This window comes from uncultured Pseudoflavonifractor sp., from assembly GCA_904419835.1.
Classification (GTDB): Bacteria; Bacillota; Clostridia; order Oscillospirales; family Oscillospiraceae; genus Pseudoflavonifractor.
On the sequence record CAJFTA010000021.1, the window covers coordinates 1 to 23311 of the forward strand.

Sequence of the window (23311 nt, forward strand, 5' to 3'; positions counted from 1 at the left end):
CGCTTTTACTCCTGTCACAGTTTCTACTCCCTCGATGACTTCGCCAAGCAGCTCGCTGTCCATAACCGCCGCTCTAACGACTTCCCTATGAGACCGCTTGGCTGGCTTTCTCCTTGCGAATTCGCCGTCCAATTTGTTTGACAAACCTACAAACTATAATATCCGCTGAGACATATCACAGTTTTATTTGACATTTCCTCTCCCATACGGTACAATATACCCCGCAAGTAAGCTGGACAGCCGCGGATCGAGGCCGAAAGGTCCGATATGAGGAAAGTCCGGGCTCCACAGGGCAAGGATAACGGGTAACACCCGCCGGGGGCGACCCTAGGAAAAGGGCAACAGAAATATACCGCCACGCTCTGCGTGGTAAGGGTGGAAAGGCGGAGGTAAGAGCCCGCCCGACGACAGGGAACTGCTCGTCGCTGTAACCTCTATCCGGAGCAACGCCGTGGGAGAACATATGGCCGGCCCGGCCGTTCTCAGGAGGCGGCTTGATCGTACCGGCAACGGTACGGCTAGATAGATGGCTGTCTTAAAAGACAGAACCCGGCTTACAGGCTTACTTGCTATCTTAGCAGTGAAAAGCTCCGATTCCAGATGGAATCGGAGCTTTTTCGCCTGATATAGCGCCATTCTTTTACTCCTGACGGCTGTCTGAATCCTGACCGGAGACATGGACCGGATTCCCGTTGCCGTCAATGCCCTTGGCTTTGAGGCGGCTGTTGGTCCAGTCCCGTACCAGAGCATAGATAACTGCGAAGGTAGGAACGCCCAGCAGCATACCCGGAAAGCCAAACAGGCCGCCGCCCACGATGATGGCGACCAGAACCCAGATGGCGTCAAGGCCGGTACTGTTGCCCAGAATCTTGGGTCCCAAGATATTACCATCAAATTGCTGGAGCGCGATGACCAGCACGCCAAAACGCAGTGCAGCCCATGGATCCACGATGATGAGGATCATGATACAGGGGACGGCACCGATGATAGGCCCAAAGAACGGAATCACATTGGTCACGCCAACGACAACCGCAACCAGCATGGAAAATGGAATTTGGAAAATCAGATTGAGAATAAAGCAAAGCACACCGATAATCGCACTGTCGATAATTTTCCCGTTGATAAAGCCGACGAACACACTGTTTGCATGACGGCAGATGGAAAGAAAACGGTTGGCCTTTGCGGTGGGGGCCGCAGCATAGATCATCTTTTTGAGCTGAGGCACCAGCCGTCCCTTCCCTGCCAGCATATAGATAGAGGAAATAAGGGCTGTAATGGCGGAGATGAGCACATTCCCTACTGCAACACCCAGACTGAGCAGTTCAGGTACTCTCTGGGAGGCCCAGGCAGCGGCCCGCTTAAGTATATCCTGATAGATCGTTACCAGATCGGTGAGCCCCTCTCCCTCCAGATGGTATTGATCAATCAGGTCCTGCACAAAGAGATTGAGATTACTCAGGTAGGTGGACATGTTGCTGCCCAGGGCAACAATACTCTCGATGACCTGAGGAAGGATCAGATTCAGCAGAATCACCACAACAACCAGAGCCAGCAGATAGACCGTCAGTACGGAGAGCCCTCGCTTACGCTTAAAGTTGCGATAGACGCGGCGTTCAAAAAAATCCATGGGCGTATTGAGCAGATACGCGATGGCAAAGCCGGCAATAAAGGGAGACAGGATGCCCAGAAGGTTATCCGCCTTTGCCTGGAGCGCACCGAAATTTGCCAATGCCATATAAAATAAGATGCCAATCAAGACGACCAGAAGGTTGGATACGGCTCGGCCGTCCAAAAAGTACCATTTCTTTCTGGACGATTTTTCCTCCATAGTTTACCTCCCCCTTTCCACATGTTATTGTATCATGCCACACAGACACACGCAACGGAAAACGGGCACCCCGGTTGGGATGCCCGTTTTTATCAGCCCAGCAGGGCGCGGTGATACACCTTCTTACCCTTCTTCAGAATGACGCCCTCGCCAGACAGCTCATCTGCGGTAAAGACGCGGGTAATGTCGGTTACCTTCACCCCGTCTGCCTCCACGCCGCCCTGCTCTACCAGGCGGCGGGCTTCCTTCTTGGAGGGGGCCAGGCCGCACTTGAGCATCAGGTCCAGCACGGCCACAGCGCCGTCGGTCAGGTCGCCGTCAGTCAGCGTGGTAGTGGGCATGTTAGCCTTGTCGCCGCCCTGGGAGAAGAGGGCGCGGGCCGCGTCCTGAGCCTTCACGGCCTCCTCCTCGCTGTGGACCAGCTTGGTCAGCTCGTAGGCCAGAATCTCCTTGGCGGTGTTGAGCTGGGCGCCCTCCCATTTATCCATCTCATCGATCTGCTCCAGAGGCAGATCCGTGAGCATCCGCAGACACTTGAGCACGTCGGCGTCGCCGATGTTGCGCCAGTACTGATAGAACTCGTAGGGCGTGGTCTTGGCAGGGTCCAGCCAGACGGCGCCCTTCTGGGTCTTACCCATCTTCTTGCCCTCGGAGGTCAGCAGCAGGGTGATGGTCATGGCATAGGCGTCCTTGCCCAGCTTGCGGCGGATAAGCTCGGTGCCGCCCAGCATGTTGGACCACTGATCGTCGCCGCCGCACTGTAGGTTGCAGCCAACAGTCTGGAACATGTGGTAAAAGTCGTAGGACTGCATGATCATGTAGTTGAACTCCAGGAAGCTGAGGCCCTTCTCCATGCGCTGCTTGTAGCACTCGGCCCGCAGCATATTGTTGACAGAGAAGCAGGCGCCCACCTCACGGAGCAGCTCCACATAGTTGAGCTTCATCAGCCAGTCGGCGTTGTTGAGCATCAGGGCCTTTCCCTCGGAGAAGTCAATAAACTTGCTCATCTGCTTCTTGAAGCACTCGCAGTTGTGCTGGATGGTCTCCACAGTCATCATGGAGCGCATGTCGGTGCGCCCGGAGGGGTCGCCCACCATGCCGGTGCCGCCGCCGATAAGGGCGATGGGGCGGTTGCCCGCCTTCTGGAGCCGGCGCATCAGCATCAGGGCCATGAAGTGGCCCACGTGGAGGGAGTCGGCAGTGGGGTCGAAGCCAATATAGAAGGTGGCCTTGCCGTTGTTGATGAGCTCCTTAATCTCTTCCTCATCGGTGACCTGGGCCACAAGGCCGCGGGCTTTCAGTTCGTCGTAAATCGTCATGTCAATTCTCCTTCTTCTGTTTTTTCGATACAGATATTTTCCGCAGTGGGGACATTTGGCGCTGTCCGTCTCATGGAGCTAGCTGTCTTACCATAGCAGCGAATGCATGATTTTTCCCATACTATTGGCCATCCAAACACAAAAACGCCCCCTGTCCATTGCGGACAGAGGGCGTAATACTACGCGGTACCACCTCTGATTCGCCGTCTCCTCGCAGAGACGACCTCATGGAGTGCCAGCACACTCCGGCGCGGTAACGGGCGCACCCGACACAGCCCTAGTAACGGTCTCCCGCGTTCAGGCGGCTGCTCCGAGGTGTATTTCACCAGCACCGCCCTCCCCCTCGCACCAAAACGGGGGCTCTCTGAACAGCGACAAGCCGGGTACTTCTCCTCATCATCGCGATGGCAGTCTGAAATTATCTGCAACTATACCACAGCATTTCCAACTTGTCAACCCCGCAGAGACAGTCCAGACTTTCCTGCAGGTTATTCGCCTGATTTTCTGCCGCGCTTGTACCGGGCCGCGCCGTCCAGCAGCTCCCCCGCGCTGGCCAGCGAGGCGGCGGTGATGGCATCTCCGGAGGTGAGGCGGGCCAGCTCCGCCATTCTGTCATCACGGTCAAGCCGGGCAACCTCTGTAAAGGTTCTGCCCTTTCGCTCTCCCTTCTGGACGGAGAAGTGGACGTCCGCCATGGCGGCAATCTGGGGCAGATGGGTGACGCAGAGCACCTGCTTATGGCGGGCCACATCGGCCATCTTCTCCGCTACCTTCTGGGCAGCCCTCCCGGAAACGCCGGTGTCTACCTCGTCAAAGACCAGCGTGGTCACATCTTCGTTCTCAGCCAGCACATTTTTCAGCGCCAGCATAATCCGGGCCAGCTCACCGCCGGAGGCGATCTTCTGGATGGGCTTCAATGCCTCGCCTACATTGGCGGACATGAGGAACTGAACCTCGTCCATGCCGGTGTTGTCCAGCCCCTCGTCACAGGCTTTGGCGCCAAACTCCACCTGAAACCGGACCTTGGGCATATCGAGCTGGGCCAGCTCCTTTTGAATCCGGTTCTGGAGGGCCTCAGCCGCTGTGTGGCGCGCGCCAGAAAGCGTTTCTGCTTTACATCTCGCAGACTTCAGAGCGGAGGCATATTTCTTCTCCAGGCGGACGATGGTATCGTCAGCGTATTGGATATCATCCAGTTCTTTTTTGCACCGGTCCAGATAGGCCAGCATCTCCTCCTCGGAGCTGCCGTACTTCTTTTTCAAGCGGTAGATGACGTCCAGGCGGCTCTCCAGCTCGTCCAACTCACCAGGCTCAAAATCAAAGCTCTCCCGCAGATCCCGCAGCGTCTCCGCCACATCGTCCGCAGTACAGCGCAGCTCCGACACTTGCTCCAGAATCCCGGCAGCCTCTGCGCTCATCCCGGCCGCCGGTCCCAGAGCGTCCTCGGCAGTGGCCAGAAGAGATGCTGCTCCGTCCCTGTCCTCGTCTCCGGACAGGGCAAAGCAAGCTCGCTCCACGGCTTCGATAAGTTTTCCCGCATTGCGCAGCAGCGTGCGGCGCTCTGTCAGGGCGGCCTCCTCCCCCGCCTTGAGCTGAGCCCGCTCCAGCTCCGCGATTTGATAGTTGAGGCTGTCAATCCGTCTGGCCCGCTCCGCCTCATCCATCCGCAGGGCCTCCATCTCCCGGCGGATGGCGGTCAATGCACCGTAGGCGGTTTGATAGTCGGTCAGGGCTTCCCCAGTCCCGCCAAAGGAGTCCAGATAGCTCAGGTGGCACCGCTCGTCCAGCAACTGTTGGCCGTCGTGCTGGCCATGGATATTGACCAGCTGGCTGCCCAGGGTCTTCAGCTGGGAGACGGTGAGCAGCCGTCCGCCCAAGCGGCAGGTGTTCTTACCATCCGGATGAATCTCCCGGCGGATAATCAGATTGCCGTCCTCGTCCGGGCCCTCCCCGTTCTCTTCAAACCAGGGAAGCTTTGGAAGGTCGGTGAAAACCGCCTCCACAAGGGCGGATTTTGCGCCGGTGCGGATGAGATCCCGGCTGGTGCGCTCGCCGATCACCGCGCCGATGGCATCGATCACGATAGACTTTCCCGCGCCGGTTTCGCCGGTAAGTGCATTAAAGCCGGCGTCAAACCGGATATCCGCCGATTCAATGACCGCAATATTTTCAATATGAAGCAGAGAGAGCACAGCAATCACCCTCCATCCGGCGGAACTTACTTCAGCATCTTGTGAATCTCATTACAGAACTCGGCGGCCGCCTCATTGGTACGCATGATCAGCAGGGCGGTGTCATCCCCCGCCAGGCTGCCCACCAGGTCTGGAATCTCCATCCCGTCCACTGCGGCGCAGGCCGCCGAGGCCAGGCCGGGCATCGTCTTGACCACCACGATATTCTGCGCCATATCAAAGGAGGTGACCCCCTCTTTGAAGATGGTGCGCAGGCGCCCGGCAAAGTTGAGAGAGGTCTTTCGTTCGGATACCACATATTTATAGGTACCGTACCCAGTCAGCTCCTTGATCAGGTGGAGTTCCTTGATATCCCGTGAGATGGTGGCCTGGGTTGAGGTGACACCCCGGAGACGGAGCTGCTCCAGAAGCTGGTCCTGGGTCTCTACGTCCACCTCTTCAATAATGCGGAGGATTTCTTCCTGTCGCTTACTCTTCATGCTTTTTCACCCGTTTCCAAGTTTCTGTTGGAGAATATTATAAAAGCTACGGCCGGTGAGACACACCAGCCTGGTCTGCGCCCCGGACTTTTTCACCTCAACCACATCGCCGCCCGAGAGCTTATGGGCCTTTCCTCCGTCCACGGAAAGATAGGCGGTCTTTCGGGCCAGGCGCCCCATGCGGATGCCCACTGTCCGCTCGCCGCTGAGCACCATGCTGCGGGAGTGAAGCATATGGGCGCAGATGGGCGTTACAATCAGATTTTCTGCCGTTGGCTCTACAATGGGGCCGCCGGCAGACATGGAATAGGCGGTAGAGCCTGTGGGGGTACAGACCACCACACCATCGCCCGAGAAGTCAGAGATCGGCTTCCGATCTCCGTAGACAGAGAAGTCAATGATCCGGGCCACCGCCCCCTTTGTGATGACGGCGTCATTCAGGGCAATGTCCTCATAGACCTGCTTCCCCTCGTGAAATACCTTCACGTCCAGCATCATTCTGGACTCAACGCTAAACTTTCCGGTGGCCAGCTTGGCCAGCTGCTGCAGCTCTCCCTGTTCCAGCTCCGCCATAAAGCCCACGCTGCCCAGATTGACGCCCAGAATCGGAACGTTGTAGGCGTTGGCATCCTTCGCGGCGTGGAGAATTGTGCCGTCGCCGCCAAAGCATATCAGGACGTCCGCCCCGGCCAGTTCATGCTGCATATCGGAAAAGTGCAGGTTTTTCGGCAGCTCGACCCGGCTGCCCTTCTCCGGCATAAACGGCAGACAGATTGCAGTCTCCACGCCGACGGCTTTCAGGATGCGGTCGGCGGCCTGAGCCGCCCGCAGTCCTTTGTCCCGGTATGGATTGGGGCTCAGCACAACTTTCATAAACTCATTCCTTCTCTAAGGCGTTATGAGAGGCCGCAACCAGAGCCTCCAGATCTCCATCCCAGGTATGTTCAGAGGCTCCGGCAGCCAAGAAGCCCAGGTATTCAATGTTTCCCTCTGGACCCCGAACGGGTGAAAAGGTCATATCCTTTACAGCAAAGTCAGCGTCCCTGGCGTTGACAAGAAACTGATCCAGTACCTCCAGATGGACCTTTGGGTCCCGCACAACGCCCTTTTTTCCAACCTTCTCTTTCCCAGCCTCAAACTGGGGCTTGACCAGGCAGACCACATGCCCGTCCGGCTTCAGAAGCCCCCGCACAGCAGGCAGAATCAGCCGCAGCGAGATGAAAGAGACGTCAATACTGGCAAAATCCAACTCATCGGGAATCTGTTCGTGGGTGAGATACCGGGCGTTGGTACGCTCCATGCAGACAACACGCTCGTCGCTCCGCAGACTCCAGGCCAGCTGTCCGTAGCCCACATCCACGGCGTAGACCTTTGCGGCGCCGTTTTGCAGCATGCAGTCCGTAAAACCGCCGGTAGAGGCGCCAATATCGCCGCAGATTGCACCGGAGAGCACAATGGGAAAGGACTGCATGGCCTTTTCCAGCTTCAGCCCGCCCCGGCTGACATAGGCCAGGGTCTTGCCGCGCACCTCTATCTCGGCTGTCTCCTCTGTCTGAGCGCCGGCTTTGTCCACCTTTTGGCCTGCAACATAGACCTGGCCCGCCATAATGACAGCCTGTGCCTTCTGACGGCTCTCCATCATTCCCCGCTCACAGAGCAGAACATCCAATCGTTTTTTAGCCACGTGTACAGACCTCCATTGCCTTCCGGCAGAGACTTTCCCCGTCCAAACCGCAGAGCTTCCGCAGCTCGGCCACGGAACCGTGGGTCACAAAGGAGCGGCCGAGGTTGCAGAGCGCCATGCTGGATATCGGTGTGCCCGCCAGCGCCAGTTCCGTTGCAATCCGGCGGCCCACACAGTTTGCCTCCATCGCGTCTTCCGCTACAAGCAGGCAGTCTGTTTTGGAAACAGAACGTTGAATTACCTGAATATCAAGTGGTGTAATGGTATTTAACTTCACAATTTCAGCAGATATTCCATGCTGTTGGAGCAGCTCAGCGCAGCGAATTACTTCGTTTATCATAACGCCGTATCCAACCAGCGTGATATCGCCGCCCTGCCGCAGCAGGACGGCGGGCTCGGTGCCGGAATCTGCCGCATATAGGCCTTCCCCGCCTCGGGGATAGCGCAGTGCCACAGGTCCGCAAACCTCTTTTATGGCGTAGGCGAGCATGGTTTTCAGTTCAGAAAAGCTGGACGGACAGAGGACAGTCATCCCCGGCACCGTATCCAGAAAAGCCACGTCAAGGACTCCGTGGTGGGTCTCTCCGTCCTCCCCCACCAAGCCGGCCCGATCTACTGCAAAGACCACATGGAGGCCCTGAATGGCCACATCGTGGATCAACATATCATAGCTGCGCTGAAGAAAGGTGGAATAAACCGCAAAAACCGGCACGAGCCCTTGTTTTGCCATCCCGGCGGCCATAGCGGTGGCGTGCCCCTCGGCGATGCCCACATCGAAATAGCGTGTCGGAAAACGGCGGGAAAACTCGCCCAGGCCGGTACCATCCCGCATAGCCGCTGTAATGGCGCAGATTCTGCGGTCCTCTTCCGCCAGTGCGCACAGCGCATCGCCGAAGGCGGCTGAAAAATTAGGACCGCCTTCCGAAAGCGGCTCTCCCGTTTGAACGCAGAATCGTCCGACACCGTGAAACTGGTCCGGATTGCGTTCCGCAGGTGCATATCCATTTCCCTTTACAGTCCTTATGTGGAGAAGGACAGGGCCTTCAATGTCCTTGGCATATCGGATAAGACTGGTCAGACCCTTCACATCGTGGCCGTCTACCGGGCCGAGATAAGTAAATCCCATGTCCTCAAAGAAGGAACAGGGCAGCAGGGTCTCCTTGACGGCCTTTTTAATTCTGTGCGTAATTCGATAGAGGGTTTTCCCACCCGGCACAGTGCTGGTCACCTTCCGGTATCCCTTCTTGAAGCGCAGATATTGGGGCTTCAGCCGTTGTCTGGCTAAATGCTCGGCAATGCCGCCCACATTTTCTGTGATGGACATGCCGTTGTCATTAAGGATAACCAGCATCCGTTCGCCGCTGTTTCCGGCGTCAGAGAGGCCCTCATAGGCCAGGCCGCCCGTCAAAGCGCCGTCTCCGATGAGGGCAATTACATCGTAATCCTCTCCCAAAAGTGTCCGGGCTCTGGCCATGCCGGTGGCCACGGACACGGAGTTGGACGCATGGCCGGCAATAAACGCATCACAGCTGCTCTCTACCGGCTTGGGAAATCCAGCCATACCGCCGAACGTACGCAGACTGGCCATCTGGTCCGCTCTTCCAGTGAGAATTTTATGGGTATAACACTGGTGCCCCACATCAAAGACAAGCCGGTCCCGAGTGAAGTCGAATACCCGGTGAAGGGCTACCGTGACCTCCACCGCCCCTAGATTGGAGGCCAGGTGGCCTCCGGTTTTGGACACGGAGTCGATCAGGCCGGCGCGAATGCGGGTGCAAAGCGTCTCAGCTTCACAGTCCGTTATATTCTTTATATCCGGAATATCCGTTTGCTGAATCATAAGCACCTCTGCGTAAATGACTTATTGAATGAGATAGGCCCCCAGCAGTCCGATGGCCACGCCCAGAAGCGCCCCCATGATCACCTGCATGGGCGTGTGGCCAAGCAGCTCTTTCAGCTCTTTTCCGAAGAGCTCCGGCTTCATCTCGCTCCAGTGATCCATCATGTAGTTCAGAATTTTGGCCTGCTCTCCGGCAGCCTTGCGGACATTGGCGGCATCATACATGACTACAATGGCAATAACTGCCGCGATGGCAAAAAGCGGCGAGGAAAAGCCATACAGCATACCAGTGGATGCGGCGCAGGCGCAGACAAAGGCGGAGTGTGAGCTGGGCATCCCGCCGCTTCCCCAAATCCGGCGCCAGTCGAGCCGCTTCTTGGTCAGGAGTTGGATGACCACCTTCAGCCCCTGTGCCACAGCCCAGGACAGAGCGGCCAGAATCAGAATTAAATTTCCCAAGTGGTAATTGGCGGCGTTCAGTTCCATATGCGGTCACTTCTCCCGTTTTACCAATTTATCTGCCAGCCAGCACAGGAACCCGGTATCCTCAAATGTACTGCGGAGGACCTCTTTGGCAGCTTCGGTCTTTTCGTTTACCAGCTTCTCACAGGCTTCCATACCCTTAAGGCTGACAAATGTTACCTTCTCATTGGCGGCGTCAGAGCCGATGGGCTTGCCCAGCTTGGCCTCATCACCCTCTACGTCCAGCATGTCGTCCCGGATCTGGAAGGCGAGGCCAAGCAGCTGGGCATATCGCCGCACGGCTGTCCGCTCCCGTTCTCCGCCTCCGGCCACAATACATCCAATCTCTGTGGCTGCGGCGATAAGCGCGCCGGTTTTCAGCCGCTGCAGCTCCTCCAGTTCGGACAGGGACAGGGAGTGTCCCTCCCCTGCCATATCAAGCGCCTGGCCGCCAACCATGCCCCGCGCGCCGGCAGCGCGGCCCAGACAGGCGGAGATAGCCAGCGCCTGTTCCGCGCCGAGGGCCGTTCCATGTTCGGCAATGGTTTCAAAGGCTGCTGTCAACAGAGCATCCCCCGCTAAAACCGCTGTGGCCTCGCCGTAGACCTTGTGATTGGTAGGCTGGCCGCGGCGCAGATCATCGTCGTCCATGCAGGGCAGATCGTCATGAATGAGGGAGTAGGTGTGGACCATCTCCACCGCGCAGGCAAACGGAAGGGCTGTGGCCACATCTCCGCCGCACATACGACAGGTCTCAAGCGCCAGTACGGGACGGATACGCTTTCCGCCGGCCAGCAGGCTGTACATCATGGCGTCATACAGGTCGGCGCGGGGCTCACGCCCCACAAAACAGCGCTGAAGATAGTCCTCTACCAGGTCGCAGTCTGCGCGAAGCATATCGTCGTACATCATCCCGGAAACTCCTTTGCTCTGCAAAACTTCGGCGCACAAGCCCGACCAATGCAGGCCCTTTTACGCCTGGAAACCACATGGAGGCGCCGCACACTGCGTCCCCTGAGGGGCAAGCCCCATTACACACCCTGATCCATAGGCTGCTCCACTGGAGTTCCATCCGGAGCGGCAGTCAGCTTAATGACTTTTTGCTCCGCCTTGTCCAGCATTGTGGAGCACTTCTTCATCAGACTTGTCCCCTCCTCAAAGAGGGCCAGGGCATCCTCCAGCGGTGCATCCCCCTGCTCCAGCCGGGCTACAATCTCCTCCAGCCGGGCCATAGCCTGTTCAAAGGTCAGCTTTTTTTCAGCCATCTGTCAATCAACGCTCCTTTACAACACAGGGAATTTCTCCATCCGCCACCCGCAGGCGCAGCGAATCCCCCGCCCCAACATCAGCTTTGGAGCGCACCACCGTGCCGTCCTCCCGGCGGGGAATGGCGTAGCCTCTGGCCAGCACCTTCAGGGGGCTCATGGCGTCCAGGGACGCCGCCAACCGGGCAAAGCGCTGCCGCTCCCGGCTCAGTGAACCCGAAAGCCCATGGGCCAGCCGGGTACGCTGGTAGTCCAGCAGCACCCGCCGGTCCTCAATATAGTTCATGGGATTCCGTAAAGCCCGGCTGCCTGACAGCCGTTCCAGCTTAGAGGAAAGCTCCCCCAGCCGCCGTGTCATGGCCCGCTCCATCCGGGCTGACAGCTGGTTCAGCCTGCCTGCCACGTCGTTCTGGTCAGGGACGGCCAGCTCCGCCGCGTTGGAGGGGGTGGCAGCCCGCAGATCCGCCACAAAGTCAGCGATGGTCACGTCCGGCTCATGGCCAACAGCGGAGATTACCGGAAGCTGGGAGGCGTAGATAGCCCGTGCCACAATCTCCTCGTTAAAAGCCCACAAGTCCTCCATGGAACCGCCGCCCCGGCCGGTAATAATGAGGTCGGCCCAGCCCAGGCGGTTGACCCAGCTCAGGGCCGCAGCGATCTCGCCGGGGGCCTCCGACCCCTGGACCCGTACGGGCACCACGGCCACCTGTGCCATAGGCCACCGGGCTCCCAGAATCCGCAGCATGTCCCGCACCGCCGCACCGGCGGCCGAGGTCACCAGGGCGATACGGCGCGGAAAACGGGGAATGGGCTTTTTATGGGACGGGTCAAACAGCCCTTCGGCGTACAGTTTGGCCTTGAGCTGCTCAAAGGCCACATAGAGGTCACCCACGCCGTCAGGCGTCAGGGCGCTGACATAGAGCTGGTACTGTCCGTCCCTGGGGAACACCGTTACCCGGCCGAAGGCCACCACCTTCATGCCGTTTTCCGGGCGGAACCGGAGGGCGGATGCCTCCCTGCGGAACATGACGCAGCGGATGGCGCCTCCCTCATCCTTCATGGAGAAGTAGTGGTGACCGGAGGGGTACATCTTATAATTGGAGAGCTCACCCCGGATATAGATACCGGAGAGCGCACCATTCCCGTCCAGCAGATCCTTGATGTATTGGTTGACTTGGGAGACGGAGTAGACTGTATCGTTTCTCATCGCCCATTCTCCCCCGCCCGCAGACTGCGCCAGGCCAGAATGGCTACCCCCATGGCGTTGTCCGTGGAGTATCTGGGCTCGGCAAAGACCGCGCCCTTCAGCTTCTCCCGCAGCAGGGTATTGGAGGCCACTCCGCCGGAGCAGAGCACGTTCAGGCCGGGATGCTCCTCCAATGCGGTAGTCGTGGCTCTTGCGACCGCATCAGCAACGGTATTCAGTGCAAAACGGGCAATGTCGGCGGGGGCTTCTCCCCGCTCAGCCATGGCCTTGACCTGGTTTTCCACGCCGGATAGGGAGAAAGAACAGCCGTTGAGCTTCACACGAAAGCGGTGGTCACTCCGGGATTCCCGGGCCAGAGCGTCCAGGGCCTTTCCGGCGGGAAAGTCCAGCCCCAGCAGCTTTCCGGTCCGGTCAATGAGCTGGCCGGCGGAGATATCACTGGTGCCGCCGATGGCCCGGGCACGGACATTGACCCCCTCCGGCTCCACATACAGCAGCTCTGTAGTGCCGCCGGAGAGATGCCAGGCCAGAATAGGCCCGTCCAGCAGGTCCAGCCGGCCGGCGGACCATGCGGCGGCGGCAATGTGCCCCTGCTGATGGGACACCGGGAAAAAGGGCACGTTCAAAGTGGCGGACAGGGCTCTCCCCTGCCCTTCTCCGGCCAGGAAACAGGGCATGTAGGAGCCGTCCACCGCCCTGGGGCGGGTGCTGGCGCCCACGGCCCGCAGTTCACCGAGCAAATCCTTTTCATGGAGCTGCTCAAAAAGGCCGGGCAGCCGTTTCACATGCTGGAACAGGGCGTCGCTCTGGCGCAGACCCAGAGTGCCGGACGGCACATCCAGCAGACGCCCGATATTCTCCCCTGTGGTTCCGTCAAATACAGCCACAGAGGTGGTGTAATTGCTGGTGTCCAGACCCAGACAGCGTAGTCCGGTCATGCCTGGGGGGCCTCCGCATCCTCGGCGGCAACGGGCTCAGCGTCAAAAATGTCCTCGGCCTGGAAGGCGGATGCCCGCTCGGGGATGGACTCCTTGCGGACAAAGGAGCCCAGAATGCCGTTGATGAAGGAGACAACCTCGGGCGTCTCGTACCCCTTGGCGATCTCCAGAGCCTCGTTGATGGCGGCGGCGTTGGGCACGTCCTGCATATAGAGGATTTCGTACATGGCCACCCGCATCACCGCCACCGCCACCCGGGGAATTCGGGAGAAGGTCCAGCCGATGGCGTAGCGGGAGATATAGTCGTCCAGCTCAGGGCAGTGGAGATACACCCCCCGCACCAGCTCGCTTATGTACTCCCGCTGCTTGGCGTTGGGGTATTCAGCGTAAAGAGGCTCCTCCTCCCCGATGAGCGCAAATGTCGCGCGCGTCAGGGCCGTATCCAGAAGCTCATCAGCAGTCTGGTTGGTAAAGCTGAGCTCAAAGGTGAGATGTACGGCAATTTCTCTGGCGTTGGTCCTGGTCATGTTTCTTCCTCCGTCACAGGCCGTCCTGCGGCCCTGCTATTTCTCTCATGAATGGATAGTTCAATGAATATAACCCTATTATATACAAAGTCCAACCAAAGATAAACCCCCAGTTTTGCGCCTGTACGCAAAAAAGCATTGAGCGCGGGGGCCGCGCCCAATGCTCTTTTTTGGAGATGTTACTGGGGCCGCTTGGCGTCCCGGTCAAAGGTGATGCCGGAGACGTTCACGTTGACGCATGCGGGGGTCAGGCCGCTGGTATTCTCAAGGCTGGAGAACACGGCGTCCTGCACCTTGGCGGCCACCTCGGGAATGGTATAGCCGTACTTCACCAGGATGCCCACATCGACGGTCAGGCTGCCGTCCTCATTGCTGGAAACGCGGACGCCCTTGGCCAGGTTCTTCTTGCCGCCCAGCATCTCCACAAGATCGTTGCCCAGATTGGCCGCCAGGCTGCCGACACCTTCTACCTCCAGCGCGGCGGCGGCGGCGATAACCGCCATAACATCCTCAGATATATGGATATTTCCCATCTCATCGGGGCGGGAAACGTACTCTCTGCCTTCGCCCATAAAGGTCACACTCCTTATGTCGTACAGTATAGGGTCCGATATCTCTAAGCATTGTACCACAAACCGGCGAAAATAACAAATATATTTTTGCCCATTCTCCGAAAACCTTTCAGAAAAACTGCGCCGGGCAACGGTCCGCGGCTCCTGTTCTCCGCGGACCGTCAGCCCGGCGCTTCCGGCTTTATTCCTCTGTGGCCTCGATGATTTTGATTTTGCTGGCCTCCATACCGGTCTCGTCGGTGACGATCTCGGTAATCTTGGCCACATCGGCGTCAGTGAGGCTCACGCCGTTGTTGGACACCACGACGGACACGCTGTTGTCCCCGATGAAGGCCACGCAGTCGGCGTAGCCCTTGGCGGTGACCAGGTTTTCAATCTGGGCCTCGCTGACCGTGACGCTGGCCATGGTCTGGATGGAGGCGTTGGCCTCGTCCTTCATGGCCTGGTCGGCGTTCTCATCCCCGGCGGCCTCCTGGAGCAGTGCGAGGGCGCTGTCTCTGGCCTGCTGCCGGTTGAGCCGGGCGGAGTCAAAGTAATTGCTGCTCCCGGTCTCCGATGTACCATTCTCTGTCTGCTGGCCAGAGGTCTCGCCGTCCGCTCCGGCGCTGGGCGACGGCGACGGAGCGGCAGAGGCCGTACTGCCGGTCAGGAGAGGATCGCTGGTCTGCTGTCCGCCTACCAGAGCCGCTTCGCCCAGCGTCTTGCCGGCGTCTGTGTTGTTGTCCTTGTGGTAGGACCAGTTGAGATAAACCGCCACACACACAAAGAGAACAATGGCCGCCACCACCGCGTTTCGTTTCCAGAGCTTCATACTGAACCAATCCTTTCACCGTTTATCATCATTTTGATTTGCATATGGATATTTTGTCAGCGCCCAGCCCGGTCAGGGCGGACACCGCGTCCACCAGCCTGAGACAGACCGCCGGGTCGCCGCCCCCCGGGCAGACCACCAGCGCGCCCTGATACTGAGGGTAAACCTGCTGGAGCACCACCGCGTCTTCCGTGCCCGAGCCGGTGGACACCACCACAGTGCTGGTGGTGCTCTCCTCCCCGGAGCGGCTGGAATCCTGGGCCAGAATCTGCCGGGCGCCGCTTTTTACCGTGAGAACCACTGTCACCTCCCCCGCCCCGTCTACCCTGGAGAGGGCCTGCTCCAGCTTCCGCTCCATCTCCTCCACCTGGAAGGTCTCCCCGCTGTGCTCGGCCTGGCGCTCCGCGCCGCTGTCAGAGGGACTCTCCTCTCCGTCCAGGGGCAGGAGGAGCAGCACGATGCCGGCCGCAATCACCAGAAGCACATACTTATATTTCTGGAAGAGTTCAGCTGCCTTTTGGGGCAGTCGCTCCCATGGAAATGTTCCTTTCATTCCACATCCTCCACGTAATGCTGCCGCTCCGCCGGTATGGCCAGATCCGCGGCGATTACCCGGGTGAGGGCGGCCTGCTCTCCTTGGGTCAGGTCTCCAGTAATCTCAACCCCGTCAGGGACCGGATAATCCCCCGATTCCGCCCAGGCGGTTACCCGGACCCGGCACACAACCCCCAGCTCCTCCGCCTTGTCCAAAATATATGCGCTGGTTTCGTCGGCTATGATATCTTTCATCAATCTGCCGTTCTCCTCCTCCAGCATCTCCACTGTCCCCATCGCCTCCACCCGGTACTCTGTCAGAATCCCGGCGAAGGTGCGGCTGTCTATCCTGAGTACCGGCTGAATCATGGCCAGCACCAGCACAAGGGAGCCGGTGAGGCGGCCGATCTTCCGCACGGTTCCGCTGGGAGACAGGCCATCCGCCAGCGCCACAATGATGGCGCCGCAGGTGATGCCCACCAGCCAGTCCCTGATTAGTTCTATCATACCGTCACCACCGAAATTGCCGAAACAATGGATACCAACATCAAAAGCGCACAGGCCCCCGTCATGCCAAGCACCAGCCCAAAGGCGCCGCCGATGCTGTCAATCAGCCCGGCAACCCGCCCGGCTGACACGGTACCCGTCAGCGCGGCGGTCAGCTTGTAAGCCAGGTAATGGATGCCCAGCTGGAGAAAGGGCACCAGACAGATGCCCAGCACGGTGAGCATGCCGAACACCCCCACCGTGTTCCGCAGCACCGAGGCGCTCACCAGGACGGTCTCCGCCGCGTCGGAGAGGATACCGCCCACCACGGGAACCACGCTGGACACCGCAAACTTGGCCGCCTTCACCGTGGCCGCGTCGGCGGTACCGGCGATGACGCCGGAGACAGTCAGATAGCCCACGAAGAGGAGCAGCACCGATGTGAGCACCGTGGTTACCACCCATTTGAGCACACCGCCGATGCGCTTGAGCCCATCGTTGCCAAGGGCGGCGTAGGCGGCAGAGGAGGCGACATAGGCGTAGACCAGCGGAATGAGAAGCCCGGTGATCAGGGTCATGAGCACGTCGGAAAAGAGTACGGTGGCAAGCTGACGGGCAGCGGCTCCACCGGGCGCACCGCTTGCGGCAGCCGCTGCGGTGATGGTGGGAAGGAGCACCTTGGAAAACATATTCATGTTGTCCAGGGCCTCCCGTCCCAGGCCAATCAGCGTGTTCACGTCGGCCACTGCCACTGCTGTAACAGCCAGCGCCCCAGCCACCGATACAACATCAATTCCGCCGCCCAGCTGGCCGGCCGCCTTCATCCCATCGGCCAGGGCGCACAGCAGCACCACCGCCAGCAGCAGCACGCCGCTGCGCACCGCCTTGCGCACCACACCGAACACCTCATCGCTCCCTGTATCCAGGATGGCCTGGATCCCCTCCTCCAGGCTGGTATCCGGCGTGACAGCCTGTCCTCCGCCGTATTCCTCCGCCGCCTGCTCCAGGCTGTGGAGGTCCAGCGCCTCCGCCTGAGCAGACAGCACCTCATCCTCTGTCTCAGCCGCCTGAGCGCCACAGCAGAGCATCGTCAGCAGCAGGAGAATTACGGCGCATATCCTGTATGGTTTCATCGGCGCACCTCTCAAAGCAAGCCGGTGATGGTGGTCAGCACTGCCCGCACCAGCGGGAGGGCCAGATAAAGCGCCACTGCCGCACCGGCGATCTCCACGAAGGAAGCGATGCCGCCCTCTCCGGCGTCCTTGCAGACCTCCACCGTTACTCTGGTGATGATGGCCACACCGACCGTCTTAACCACCGGAGCCAGAACAGCGGGCTCCAGCCCTGCCAGCTGCGCCAGCTCGTCCAGCAGCGCCCGCACGCTCTCCAGCGCACCCAGGGCTGCGGTGAGGATAACCGCACCGGCGGCCAGCGCCAGCACCAGTGCCAGTTCCCTGACCTGTTTTTTTACCACCGCCGCACACAGGGCCGCCGAGACGGCCACAGCGGCAATTTTCAGGATGTCCGTCATAGGCCGAACAGGTTCTTCACCAGATTGAAGAGGTCGCTGATCTCCTGCACCACCATCATCAGCACCACCACCAGACCTGCCAGCGTAGTCATGGTAGCCTGCTCGTCCCGTCCGGACCGGGTGAGCACCTGGTTGAGCACAGAGACCAGAATGCCGATGGCGGCAATTTTAAAAATCAGATCCACGTCCATTGCAGTTCAACTTCCCCTTTCCCCACCCTGCGGCAGAGCACTGCGCCTCACAGAAGTACAATCACCAGAAAAGCGCCGGCGGCCAGGCCAAGCGCGCCGTACACCTTGCCCATTCTGGACCGTTCTGCCACAGCGGCCTCCAGACACCGCTCCAGCTGTGTCCGGGCCAGCGCCAGCGCCTGGGTCTGGCCCTCTCCGTCATACCGGCCCAGAATGCCGCCCAGCGTCTCCAAAATCTGCCGCTCCTCAGCGTCCAGCTCCAGGTCGGATTCCGCCAGGGCATTCCGCCACAGGTCCTCCAGCCGCTCCTCGCCCAGACGGCGGAGGCTGTCCCGGCAGCGGGCAAAAAATGTCCCGACCGGCGGCGCCGAGTGATCGGCCAGAAGGGCGAACAGCTCCGGAATAGAGGTCAGCCGGAAGGAGAGCTCCCGTTCCATCCGCTCCAGCGCCTCGGTCAGAAGGCGGAGCGTGCGCACCCGGCGGTTCAGCCTGGCTGCCGCACAAAACCCAAGCGCTCCCGCACCGCCGGTGAGGAGCACCGCGCCCAAAAGCCTCAGCACACCGCTCCCCCCTCCAGCCGCTTTACCTGATAGGTCCGGCGCCTCCCGCCGCCCCGGATAAGGACAATCCGCCGGAATATCCCGGCCTCCAGCAGCCGGCGGTAGAGCGGGCGGGAGGACAGGTCCTCTGTTCCGGAGGCGTGGGCGGTGGCGAGCAGCGTCACGCCGCAGTTGGCGGCCGCCTCCAGCGCCGTACAGTCCGCCGGGGCAGTAATTTCATCCGCTGCCAGCACCTGGGGGTTCATGCCCCGCAGGAGCATCAGCAGCGCAGTCCCCTTTGGACAGCCGTCCAGCACGTCGGTGCGGCGGCCTACGTCCAGCTGGGGCAGGCCGTCGTACATGGCGGCCAGCTCTCCCCGCTCGTCGGCAATCCCTACCCGCATGGGCGCAATCCCGTCCCCGTCGGAGACCGCCCGGATGATGTCCCGCAGCAGCGTGGTCTTTCCGCCGCCGGGCGGCGAGAGAATCAACGTGCTCTGGAGCATGCCTTCTGCCGTGAGCTTGTCCAGGATTCCGGCGGAAATGCCGGGGACCGATCGCGCCACCCGGATGGACAGGGACGAGATTCGCCGCAGGTTGCACACCTCGCCGTCCCGCACCACGCCGCTGCCGCAGATGCCGATACGGTGCCCGCCCCTGACGGTGACAAAGCCGTTGCGCACCTGCTCCAGCACCGCGTGGACGGAGGCCTGGGTGGCAATCTCCAGCACCTGACTCAAATCCCGCTCCGTCAGCGGCAGCTGCTCGCAGCCCGGGATGACCCGCTCTCCCTCCGGCCCGGAGACCGTGATGGGGCAGCCGTTTCTCAGCCGCAGCTCCTCCGCCCGGCACTGCTCTTCCCTGCCCATCCGCTCCGCCGCCTGGCGCAGCCGGGACGGCAGGAGCGCCGCCGCCTGCCGGAACCGGGACGCCCCGTCCTCTGCCATGCCTCTGTTCATAGGAACCCTCCTCTTTTGCAGCTTGTATCACTGACACAATCCTATGAGCGCCCCCGGTGGAATATGAATCCTTGTCCCAACAAAAAACAGCCTGCCAGTAAATCCAGCAGGCTGTTTTAGCTAAAAGAGAAAAGCGTACCCTGCGCAGCATGCACAGGGTACGCTTTTCGGATGGGGTAAGGCAGGTCAATCCTGCTCCCAGTTGTGGTACACGTTCTGGACGTCGTCGTTTTCCTCCAGGAAATCGATGAGCTTCTCCATGTTCTTGACGTCGTCCTCGCTCTCCAGCTTGACGTAGTTCTGGGGGACCATCTCCACCTCGGCGGAGGCGAATACGTAGCCCTTTTCCTCCAGCTTGGCCAGCACCTCGCCGAAGGCGTCGGGAGAGGTGGTGATCTCGAAGCAGTCCTCGTCAGCGGTCATGTCGTCGGCGCCGGCGTCCAGCGCGTCCATCATCACGGTGTCCTCATCCAGATCCTCCCGCTCGATGACAATCACACCCTTCTGGTCAAAGGACCAGGACACGCAGCCGGTGGCGCCCAGGTTTCCGCCGTACTTGTCGAAGATGTGGCGGACAAAGGGGGCGGTGCGGTTGCGGTTGTCGGTGAGGGCCTCCACGATCACAGCCACGCCGCAGGGGCCGTATCCCTCGTACACCACATTCTCGTAGCTGTCGGTGTTGCCGGAGCCCAGCGCCTTGTCAATGGTGCGCTTGATGTTGTCGTTGGGCATGTTTGCGGCCTTGGCCTTGGCAATGACGGTGGCCAGACGGGAGTTGTTGGCGGGATCCCCGCTGCCGCCGGTCTTGACCGCCACAATCATCTCACGGGCGATCTTGGTGAAAATCTGAGAACGCTTGGCGTCAGCGGCTCCCTTGGTCTTCTGTATATTGTGCCATTTGGAATGTCCGGACATTGGAATACTCCCTCTCATGAAAATTCGCGTAGGACAGTATACCACAAAAAAGTACGGGTTTCAACCCCTTGGGGGCCGTCAGACGTAGGAAAACACCTCATGGTGGCGGTGAGAGATGAGCACGCGGATACCGGGGAAGCCCTCCTGAAGCCAGCCGGCCAGCACAGGGCACACCACATTTTCAGTGGGATAGTGTCCGGCGTCAATCAGGTTGAGGCCCAGCGCCTCCGCCTCCTGGAACTCGTGGTATTTGACGTCCGAGGTGACAAAGGTATCGCATCCGCAGGCAGATGCCAGGGGGCCCATATCCCCGCAGGCGCCGCCGCCCACAGCCACCTTGCGGACCGGGCGTCCCCCGTCCACAAACCGGACGCCGTTGGCGCCCAGCAGCTTCTTTACCTGAGCGGCGAATGCCTCTGCGCTGGGCGCTCCGGAGATAACGCCGGTACGGCCGATGCCGTCCTCACTGAAGGGCCCCACCTGCTCCAGACCCAGGGCCCGCGCCAGCGCGTCATTGACGCCTCCGGCGGCAATATCCAGGTTGGTGTGGGCGCAGATGGCGGCGACATTGTGCTCCAGGAGGGCCAGCAGCCTGCGGCCTGACGGGTCCTGGTCGGTGACGTGCCTGGCCGGGGAAAAGATAACCGGATGGTGGGACACAATCAGCTCCGCGCCAATCTGGACCGCCTCCTCCGCCACCGTCTCAGTGATATCCAGCGCCACCAGGATGGCACTCACCTGCCGGTCTCCCCGTCCCACCAGAAACCCGGCGTTGTCAAAGCTCAGCTGCGTGCTGAAGGGCGCTTTTTCGTCCAGAAAGCGATAGACATCCATTACAGTTGCCATGCATTCCACTCCTCTCTCATCTGCCGCAGGCCTGCGGCCACTTCTTCCAGCTCCCTTGCCCGGGCGGCGTCCTCCGGCTTGCTGGACCGGACCACGCCGGCGGCGGCGGCTTCCGCCCGGCGGAGCAGCTTTTCCAGGTACCGCCCTCTCAGCGGCGCGTCCATACCCTGGCGCTGCCGCCCGGCCCACGCCTCAGCGGGGGTATAGGGCCCCTCCTCCCCCGGCACGGCCAGGAGCGTGACGTAGATCGTCCGCCCCTCCTGGGTCAGGACCTCCTGCCGGATTCGGAAACCGTGGTCCCACAGCCAGGCCCGGAGCTGCTCCTGGGCCGTCATGGGCTGGAGAATCAGGCGGCGCTCTCCCTGCCCCGTCCAGGAGGCGGCGGAGAGAATTTCCGCAATGGTCTCGCCGCCCATCCCGGCGATGGAGATGGTATCCGCCTCGTCGGGAGAAATTCCCGCCAGGCCGTTGCAGAGGCGGAAGGAGAGCTTCTCCTCCACCGCGTAGTGGGCGGCGGTCTGCCTGGCCCGGTTCAGCGGCCCCTCCCGCAGGTCGGACACCACCGCCCGGTCAATCTTCCCCTGCAATACCAGCCAGACCGGAAGATAGGCGTGGTCTGTACCCACATCCGCAAATCCGGCTCCATCCGGCACCAGATCGGCCACCGACTGGAGCCGGGGCGAAAGCTCATAAACGCGCAACGTCTTCACCTCTCTGTTGAAAAAAAGAGAGCGGCCGGAGCCGCTCTCTTCTGCGGTATTGATTACTGGGCAGCGCCGGCGGTCATCTTGTTCAGCTCGGCCAGCAGCGCATCCACGTCCACGCCGTGAACCATGCAGGCCTGCTCCACGGTCTCGCCGCGGGAAGAGGGGCAGCCCAGGCAGTGCATGCCGATGGAGAGGAACAGGGGCGCGGTCTCAGGGGCGATGTCCAGGATGTCGCCGATAATGGTATCCTTCGTAATCTGAACCATGGGTGGTTACCTCCGTAAATCTCTAGGATATGGGTAGTATATCCTAATTCCATCAATAATGCAAGATGGAGATTCCGTTTTTTCTTCCATCTTCGATTTTCCCCGCGTCCGGGCTGCCCCAGGCAGCAAAAAACGCCCGGCGCAGATGCGCCGGGCGTTTTTGTTGTGCAAATTACTGCTGCTCACGCATACGAGCAAAGCACTCGCTGCAGTAGACAGGACGGTCGGACTTGGGCTCAAAGGGAACCCGGGCCTCGCCGCCGCAGGCAGCGCAGGTGGCGGTGAAGTACTCACGGGGGCCGCGGGCGGCGTTCTTGCGGGCGTCACGGCAGGCCTTGCAGCGCTGGGGCTCGTTCTGGAAGCCGCGCTCGGCGTAGAACTCCTGCTCACCGGCGGTGAACACGAACTCCTTGCCACATTCCTTGCATACGAGTGTCTTGTCTTCAAACATGATAATACCCTCTCTTTGACTCTTTGCCCCGGTCAGGATAAACCTACTTTGCTGGGACATGTAATATTTGCGTTCAGCTTTCGCTGATATCGCCAGACTGGAAATGCTTCGCCACCTTGCGCCTGATGCGCTGGACAGCGTTGTCCACCGATTTCGGGGACCGTTTTACCTCAGCTGCAATCTCATCATAGGACAGTCCGTTTAAATACAGCCCGAGGACTTTCGCTTCGAAACCGGACAGCTGGCCCTTCAGCACATCTAAGCGCTCCCGGAGCTCCTCCCTGCCGATCATAATGGTCTCAGGGTTCTCCAGACGCTCTTGGTCTGTACCATAAGCATAGTGGTCGGTCTTTCCATCAAAGAAAGGGGTTTCGAATGAGATATAGTTGTTCAGCGGCGTATGCTTGTCGCGGGACGCCGCCTTTACCGCGGACAGGAGACGGTTCCTTATGCAGGTCTCCGCATAAGTATGGAATGACGCGCCCTTGGACGGGACATAGACCCGGATGGCGGCCAGCAGGCCGACCATTCCCTCCTGAATCAGGTCCTCGCTGTCGCCCCCGGCCAGGAAAAGAGGGCGGGCGCACATGCGCACCAGACGGTTATACCGGATAACCAAGGTCTCCTCTGCGAGGCGATCTCCTGACGCAGCCTGTACGCACAGCGCTTCATCCGACAGTTTTTGGTAGTTCTGCTCCTGTGGCTTCATTCCAAATCTCCTTACCTATTAAAGCAGAAAAACCGGTATTTGTCAATGGTTTT

At 60.1% G+C, this 23311-nt stretch carries 28 protein-coding genes, 1 other RNA gene and 1 other annotated feature; of the genes, 1 reads left to right on the plus strand and 28 read right to left on the minus strand.

Features of this window, described 5'->3' with window-relative positions; translation table 11 throughout:
• The first annotated feature begins 224 nt into the window (after positions 1-224).
• Positions 225-573, plus strand: an RNA gene (rnpB, locus tag QZY67_RS05565) — RNase P RNA component class A.
• A gap of 67 nt (positions 574-640) precedes the next feature.
• On the opposite strand, the gene QZY67_RS05570 is transcribed toward rnpB, so the two are convergent.
• The 28 genes from QZY67_RS05570 to QZY67_RS05705 form a co-directional block, all read right to left on the minus strand.
• Positions 641-1828, minus strand: a complete 1188-nt coding sequence (locus QZY67_RS05570; RefSeq protein WP_295368954.1) for an AI-2E family transporter — start codon at positions 1826-1828, stop codon at positions 641-643.
• 92 nt (positions 1829-1920) lie between these two features.
• The gene (tyrS, locus tag QZY67_RS05575) at positions 1921-3147 is read right to left on the minus strand and encodes a tyrosine--tRNA ligase (protein ID WP_295368955.1); all 1227 of its coding nucleotides are present in this window, start codon (positions 3145-3147) and stop codon (positions 1921-1923) included.
• 164 nt (positions 3148-3311) lie between these two features.
• Positions 3312-3556: a binding site (T-box leader), on the minus strand.
• Between the two features lie 79 nt (positions 3557-3635).
• Positions 3636-5339 (minus strand): DNA repair protein RecN, encoded by a 1704-nt coding sequence (recN, locus tag QZY67_RS05580; protein WP_295368957.1) that lies wholly within the window; start codon positions 5337-5339, stop codon positions 3636-3638.
• 26 nt (positions 5340-5365) lie between these two features.
• Complete coding sequence (locus QZY67_RS05585; protein ID WP_006572560.1) at positions 5366-5818, minus strand: hypothetical protein; 453 nt, start codon at positions 5816-5818, stop codon at positions 5366-5368.
• Between the two features lie 6 nt (positions 5819-5824).
• Positions 5825-6691 (minus strand): NAD(+)/NADH kinase, encoded by an 867-nt coding sequence (locus tag QZY67_RS05590; protein WP_295368959.1) that lies wholly within the window; start codon positions 6689-6691, stop codon positions 5825-5827.
• Between the two features lie 4 nt (positions 6692-6695).
• On the minus strand, positions 6696-7502 hold the full coding sequence (locus tag QZY67_RS05595) for a TlyA family RNA methyltransferase (RefSeq protein WP_295368961.1): 807 nt from the start codon (positions 7500-7502) through the stop codon (positions 6696-6698).
• Positions 7495-9342 (minus strand): 1-deoxy-D-xylulose-5-phosphate synthase, encoded by a 1848-nt coding sequence (dxs, locus tag QZY67_RS05600; protein ID WP_295368962.1) that lies wholly within the window; start codon positions 9340-9342, stop codon positions 7495-7497. Before dxs ends, QZY67_RS05595 begins: the two co-directional genes overlap by 8 nt.
• A gap of 21 nt (positions 9343-9363) precedes the next feature.
• The gene (locus QZY67_RS05605) at positions 9364-9828 is read right to left on the minus strand and encodes a divergent PAP2 family protein (RefSeq protein ID WP_294532617.1); all 465 of its coding nucleotides are present in this window, start codon (positions 9826-9828) and stop codon (positions 9364-9366) included.
• A 6-nt stretch (positions 9829-9834) separates the two neighbouring features.
• Positions 9835-10716, minus strand: coding sequence for a polyprenyl synthetase family protein (locus QZY67_RS05610; RefSeq protein WP_295368963.1), 882 nt, complete (start codon positions 10714-10716; stop codon positions 9835-9837).
• Between the two features lie 119 nt (positions 10717-10835).
• Positions 10836-11069 (minus strand): exodeoxyribonuclease VII small subunit, encoded by a 234-nt coding sequence (gene xseB / locus QZY67_RS05615; protein WP_295368964.1) that lies wholly within the window; start codon positions 11067-11069, stop codon positions 10836-10838.
• 7 nt (positions 11070-11076) lie between these two features.
• The gene (gene xseA / locus QZY67_RS05620; RefSeq protein WP_295368965.1) at positions 11077-12276 is read right to left on the minus strand and encodes an exodeoxyribonuclease VII large subunit; all 1200 of its coding nucleotides are present in this window, start codon (positions 12274-12276) and stop codon (positions 11077-11079) included.
• The gene (locus QZY67_RS05625) at positions 12273-13214 is read right to left on the minus strand and encodes a DNA-binding protein (RefSeq protein WP_295368966.1); all 942 of its coding nucleotides are present in this window, start codon (positions 13212-13214) and stop codon (positions 12273-12275) included. The genes xseA and QZY67_RS05625 overlap by 4 nt, the downstream gene beginning before the upstream one ends.
• On the minus strand, positions 13211-13741 hold the full coding sequence (gene nusB / locus QZY67_RS05630; RefSeq protein ID WP_295368967.1) for a transcription antitermination factor NusB: 531 nt from the start codon (positions 13739-13741) through the stop codon (positions 13211-13213). The genes QZY67_RS05625 and nusB overlap by 4 nt, the downstream gene beginning before the upstream one ends.
• Before the next feature lie 179 nt (positions 13742-13920).
• The gene (locus QZY67_RS05635; RefSeq protein ID WP_006572570.1) at positions 13921-14313 is read right to left on the minus strand and encodes an Asp23/Gls24 family envelope stress response protein; all 393 of its coding nucleotides are present in this window, start codon (positions 14311-14313) and stop codon (positions 13921-13923) included.
• Positions 14314-14494: 181 nt separating this feature from the next.
• On the minus strand, positions 14495-15124 hold the full coding sequence (locus QZY67_RS05640) for a SpoIIIAH-like family protein (protein WP_295368969.1): 630 nt from the start codon (positions 15122-15124) through the stop codon (positions 14495-14497).
• 28 nt (positions 15125-15152) lie between these two features.
• On the minus strand, positions 15153-15677 hold the full coding sequence (locus QZY67_RS05645) for a stage III sporulation protein AG (RefSeq protein WP_295368971.1): 525 nt from the start codon (positions 15675-15677) through the stop codon (positions 15153-15155).
• Entirely contained in the window at positions 15674-16165 is a 492-nt protein-coding gene (locus QZY67_RS05650) for a stage III sporulation protein AF (protein WP_294532600.1), read from the minus strand. Before QZY67_RS05650 ends, QZY67_RS05645 begins: the two co-directional genes overlap by 4 nt.
• Positions 16162-17277 carry a stage III sporulation protein AE gene (locus tag QZY67_RS05655; RefSeq protein ID WP_295368973.1) on the minus strand — a complete coding sequence of 372 codons (1116 nt, stop codon included), beginning with the start codon at positions 17275-17277 and terminating at the stop codon, positions 16162-16164. Before QZY67_RS05655 ends, QZY67_RS05650 begins: the two co-directional genes overlap by 4 nt.
• 11 nt (positions 17278-17288) lie before the next feature.
• Positions 17289-17675: a SpoIIIAC/SpoIIIAD family protein gene (locus tag QZY67_RS05660; protein ID WP_294532595.1), complete on the minus strand. Its 387-nt coding sequence runs from the start codon at positions 17673-17675 to the stop codon at positions 17289-17291.
• Positions 17672-17866, minus strand: a complete 195-nt coding sequence (spoIIIAC, locus tag QZY67_RS05665) for a stage III sporulation protein AC (protein ID WP_294532593.1) — start codon at positions 17864-17866, stop codon at positions 17672-17674. The genes QZY67_RS05660 and spoIIIAC overlap by 4 nt, the downstream gene beginning before the upstream one ends.
• A 47-nt stretch (positions 17867-17913) precedes the next feature.
• The gene (locus QZY67_RS05670; RefSeq protein WP_295368976.1) at positions 17914-18426 is read right to left on the minus strand and encodes a stage III sporulation protein AB; all 513 of its coding nucleotides are present in this window, start codon (positions 18424-18426) and stop codon (positions 17914-17916) included.
• Positions 18420-19364, minus strand: a complete 945-nt coding sequence (locus QZY67_RS05675) for a stage III sporulation protein AB (protein WP_295368978.1) — start codon at positions 19362-19364, stop codon at positions 18420-18422. The genes QZY67_RS05670 and QZY67_RS05675 overlap by 7 nt, the downstream gene beginning before the upstream one ends.
• Before the next feature lie 186 nt (positions 19365-19550).
• Positions 19551-20279: a YebC/PmpR family DNA-binding transcriptional regulator gene (locus QZY67_RS05680; RefSeq protein ID WP_295368980.1), complete on the minus strand. Its 729-nt coding sequence runs from the start codon at positions 20277-20279 to the stop codon at positions 19551-19553.
• Positions 20280-20357: 78 nt separating this feature from the next.
• Positions 20358-21125, minus strand: coding sequence for a Nif3-like dinuclear metal center hexameric protein (locus tag QZY67_RS05685; protein ID WP_295368982.1), 768 nt, complete (start codon positions 21123-21125; stop codon positions 20358-20360).
• The gene (locus QZY67_RS05690) at positions 21113-21835 is read right to left on the minus strand and encodes a class I SAM-dependent methyltransferase (protein ID WP_295368984.1); all 723 of its coding nucleotides are present in this window, start codon (positions 21833-21835) and stop codon (positions 21113-21115) included. The genes QZY67_RS05685 and QZY67_RS05690 overlap by 13 nt, the downstream gene beginning before the upstream one ends.
• A 53-nt stretch (positions 21836-21888) precedes the next feature.
• Positions 21889-22098, minus strand: coding sequence for a DUF1858 domain-containing protein (locus QZY67_RS05695; protein ID WP_006572582.1), 210 nt, complete (start codon positions 22096-22098; stop codon positions 21889-21891).
• A gap of 172 nt (positions 22099-22270) precedes the next feature.
• Positions 22271-22549 carry a zinc-ribbon domain containing protein gene (locus QZY67_RS05700; RefSeq protein WP_294532581.1) on the minus strand — a complete coding sequence of 93 codons (279 nt, stop codon included), beginning with the start codon at positions 22547-22549 and terminating at the stop codon, positions 22271-22273.
• Between the two features lie 73 nt (positions 22550-22622).
• Positions 22623-23258 carry a sigma-70 family RNA polymerase sigma factor gene (locus tag QZY67_RS05705; RefSeq protein WP_294532578.1) on the minus strand — a complete coding sequence of 212 codons (636 nt, stop codon included), beginning with the start codon at positions 23256-23258 and terminating at the stop codon, positions 22623-22625.
• Positions 23259-23311 lie beyond the last annotated feature (53 nt).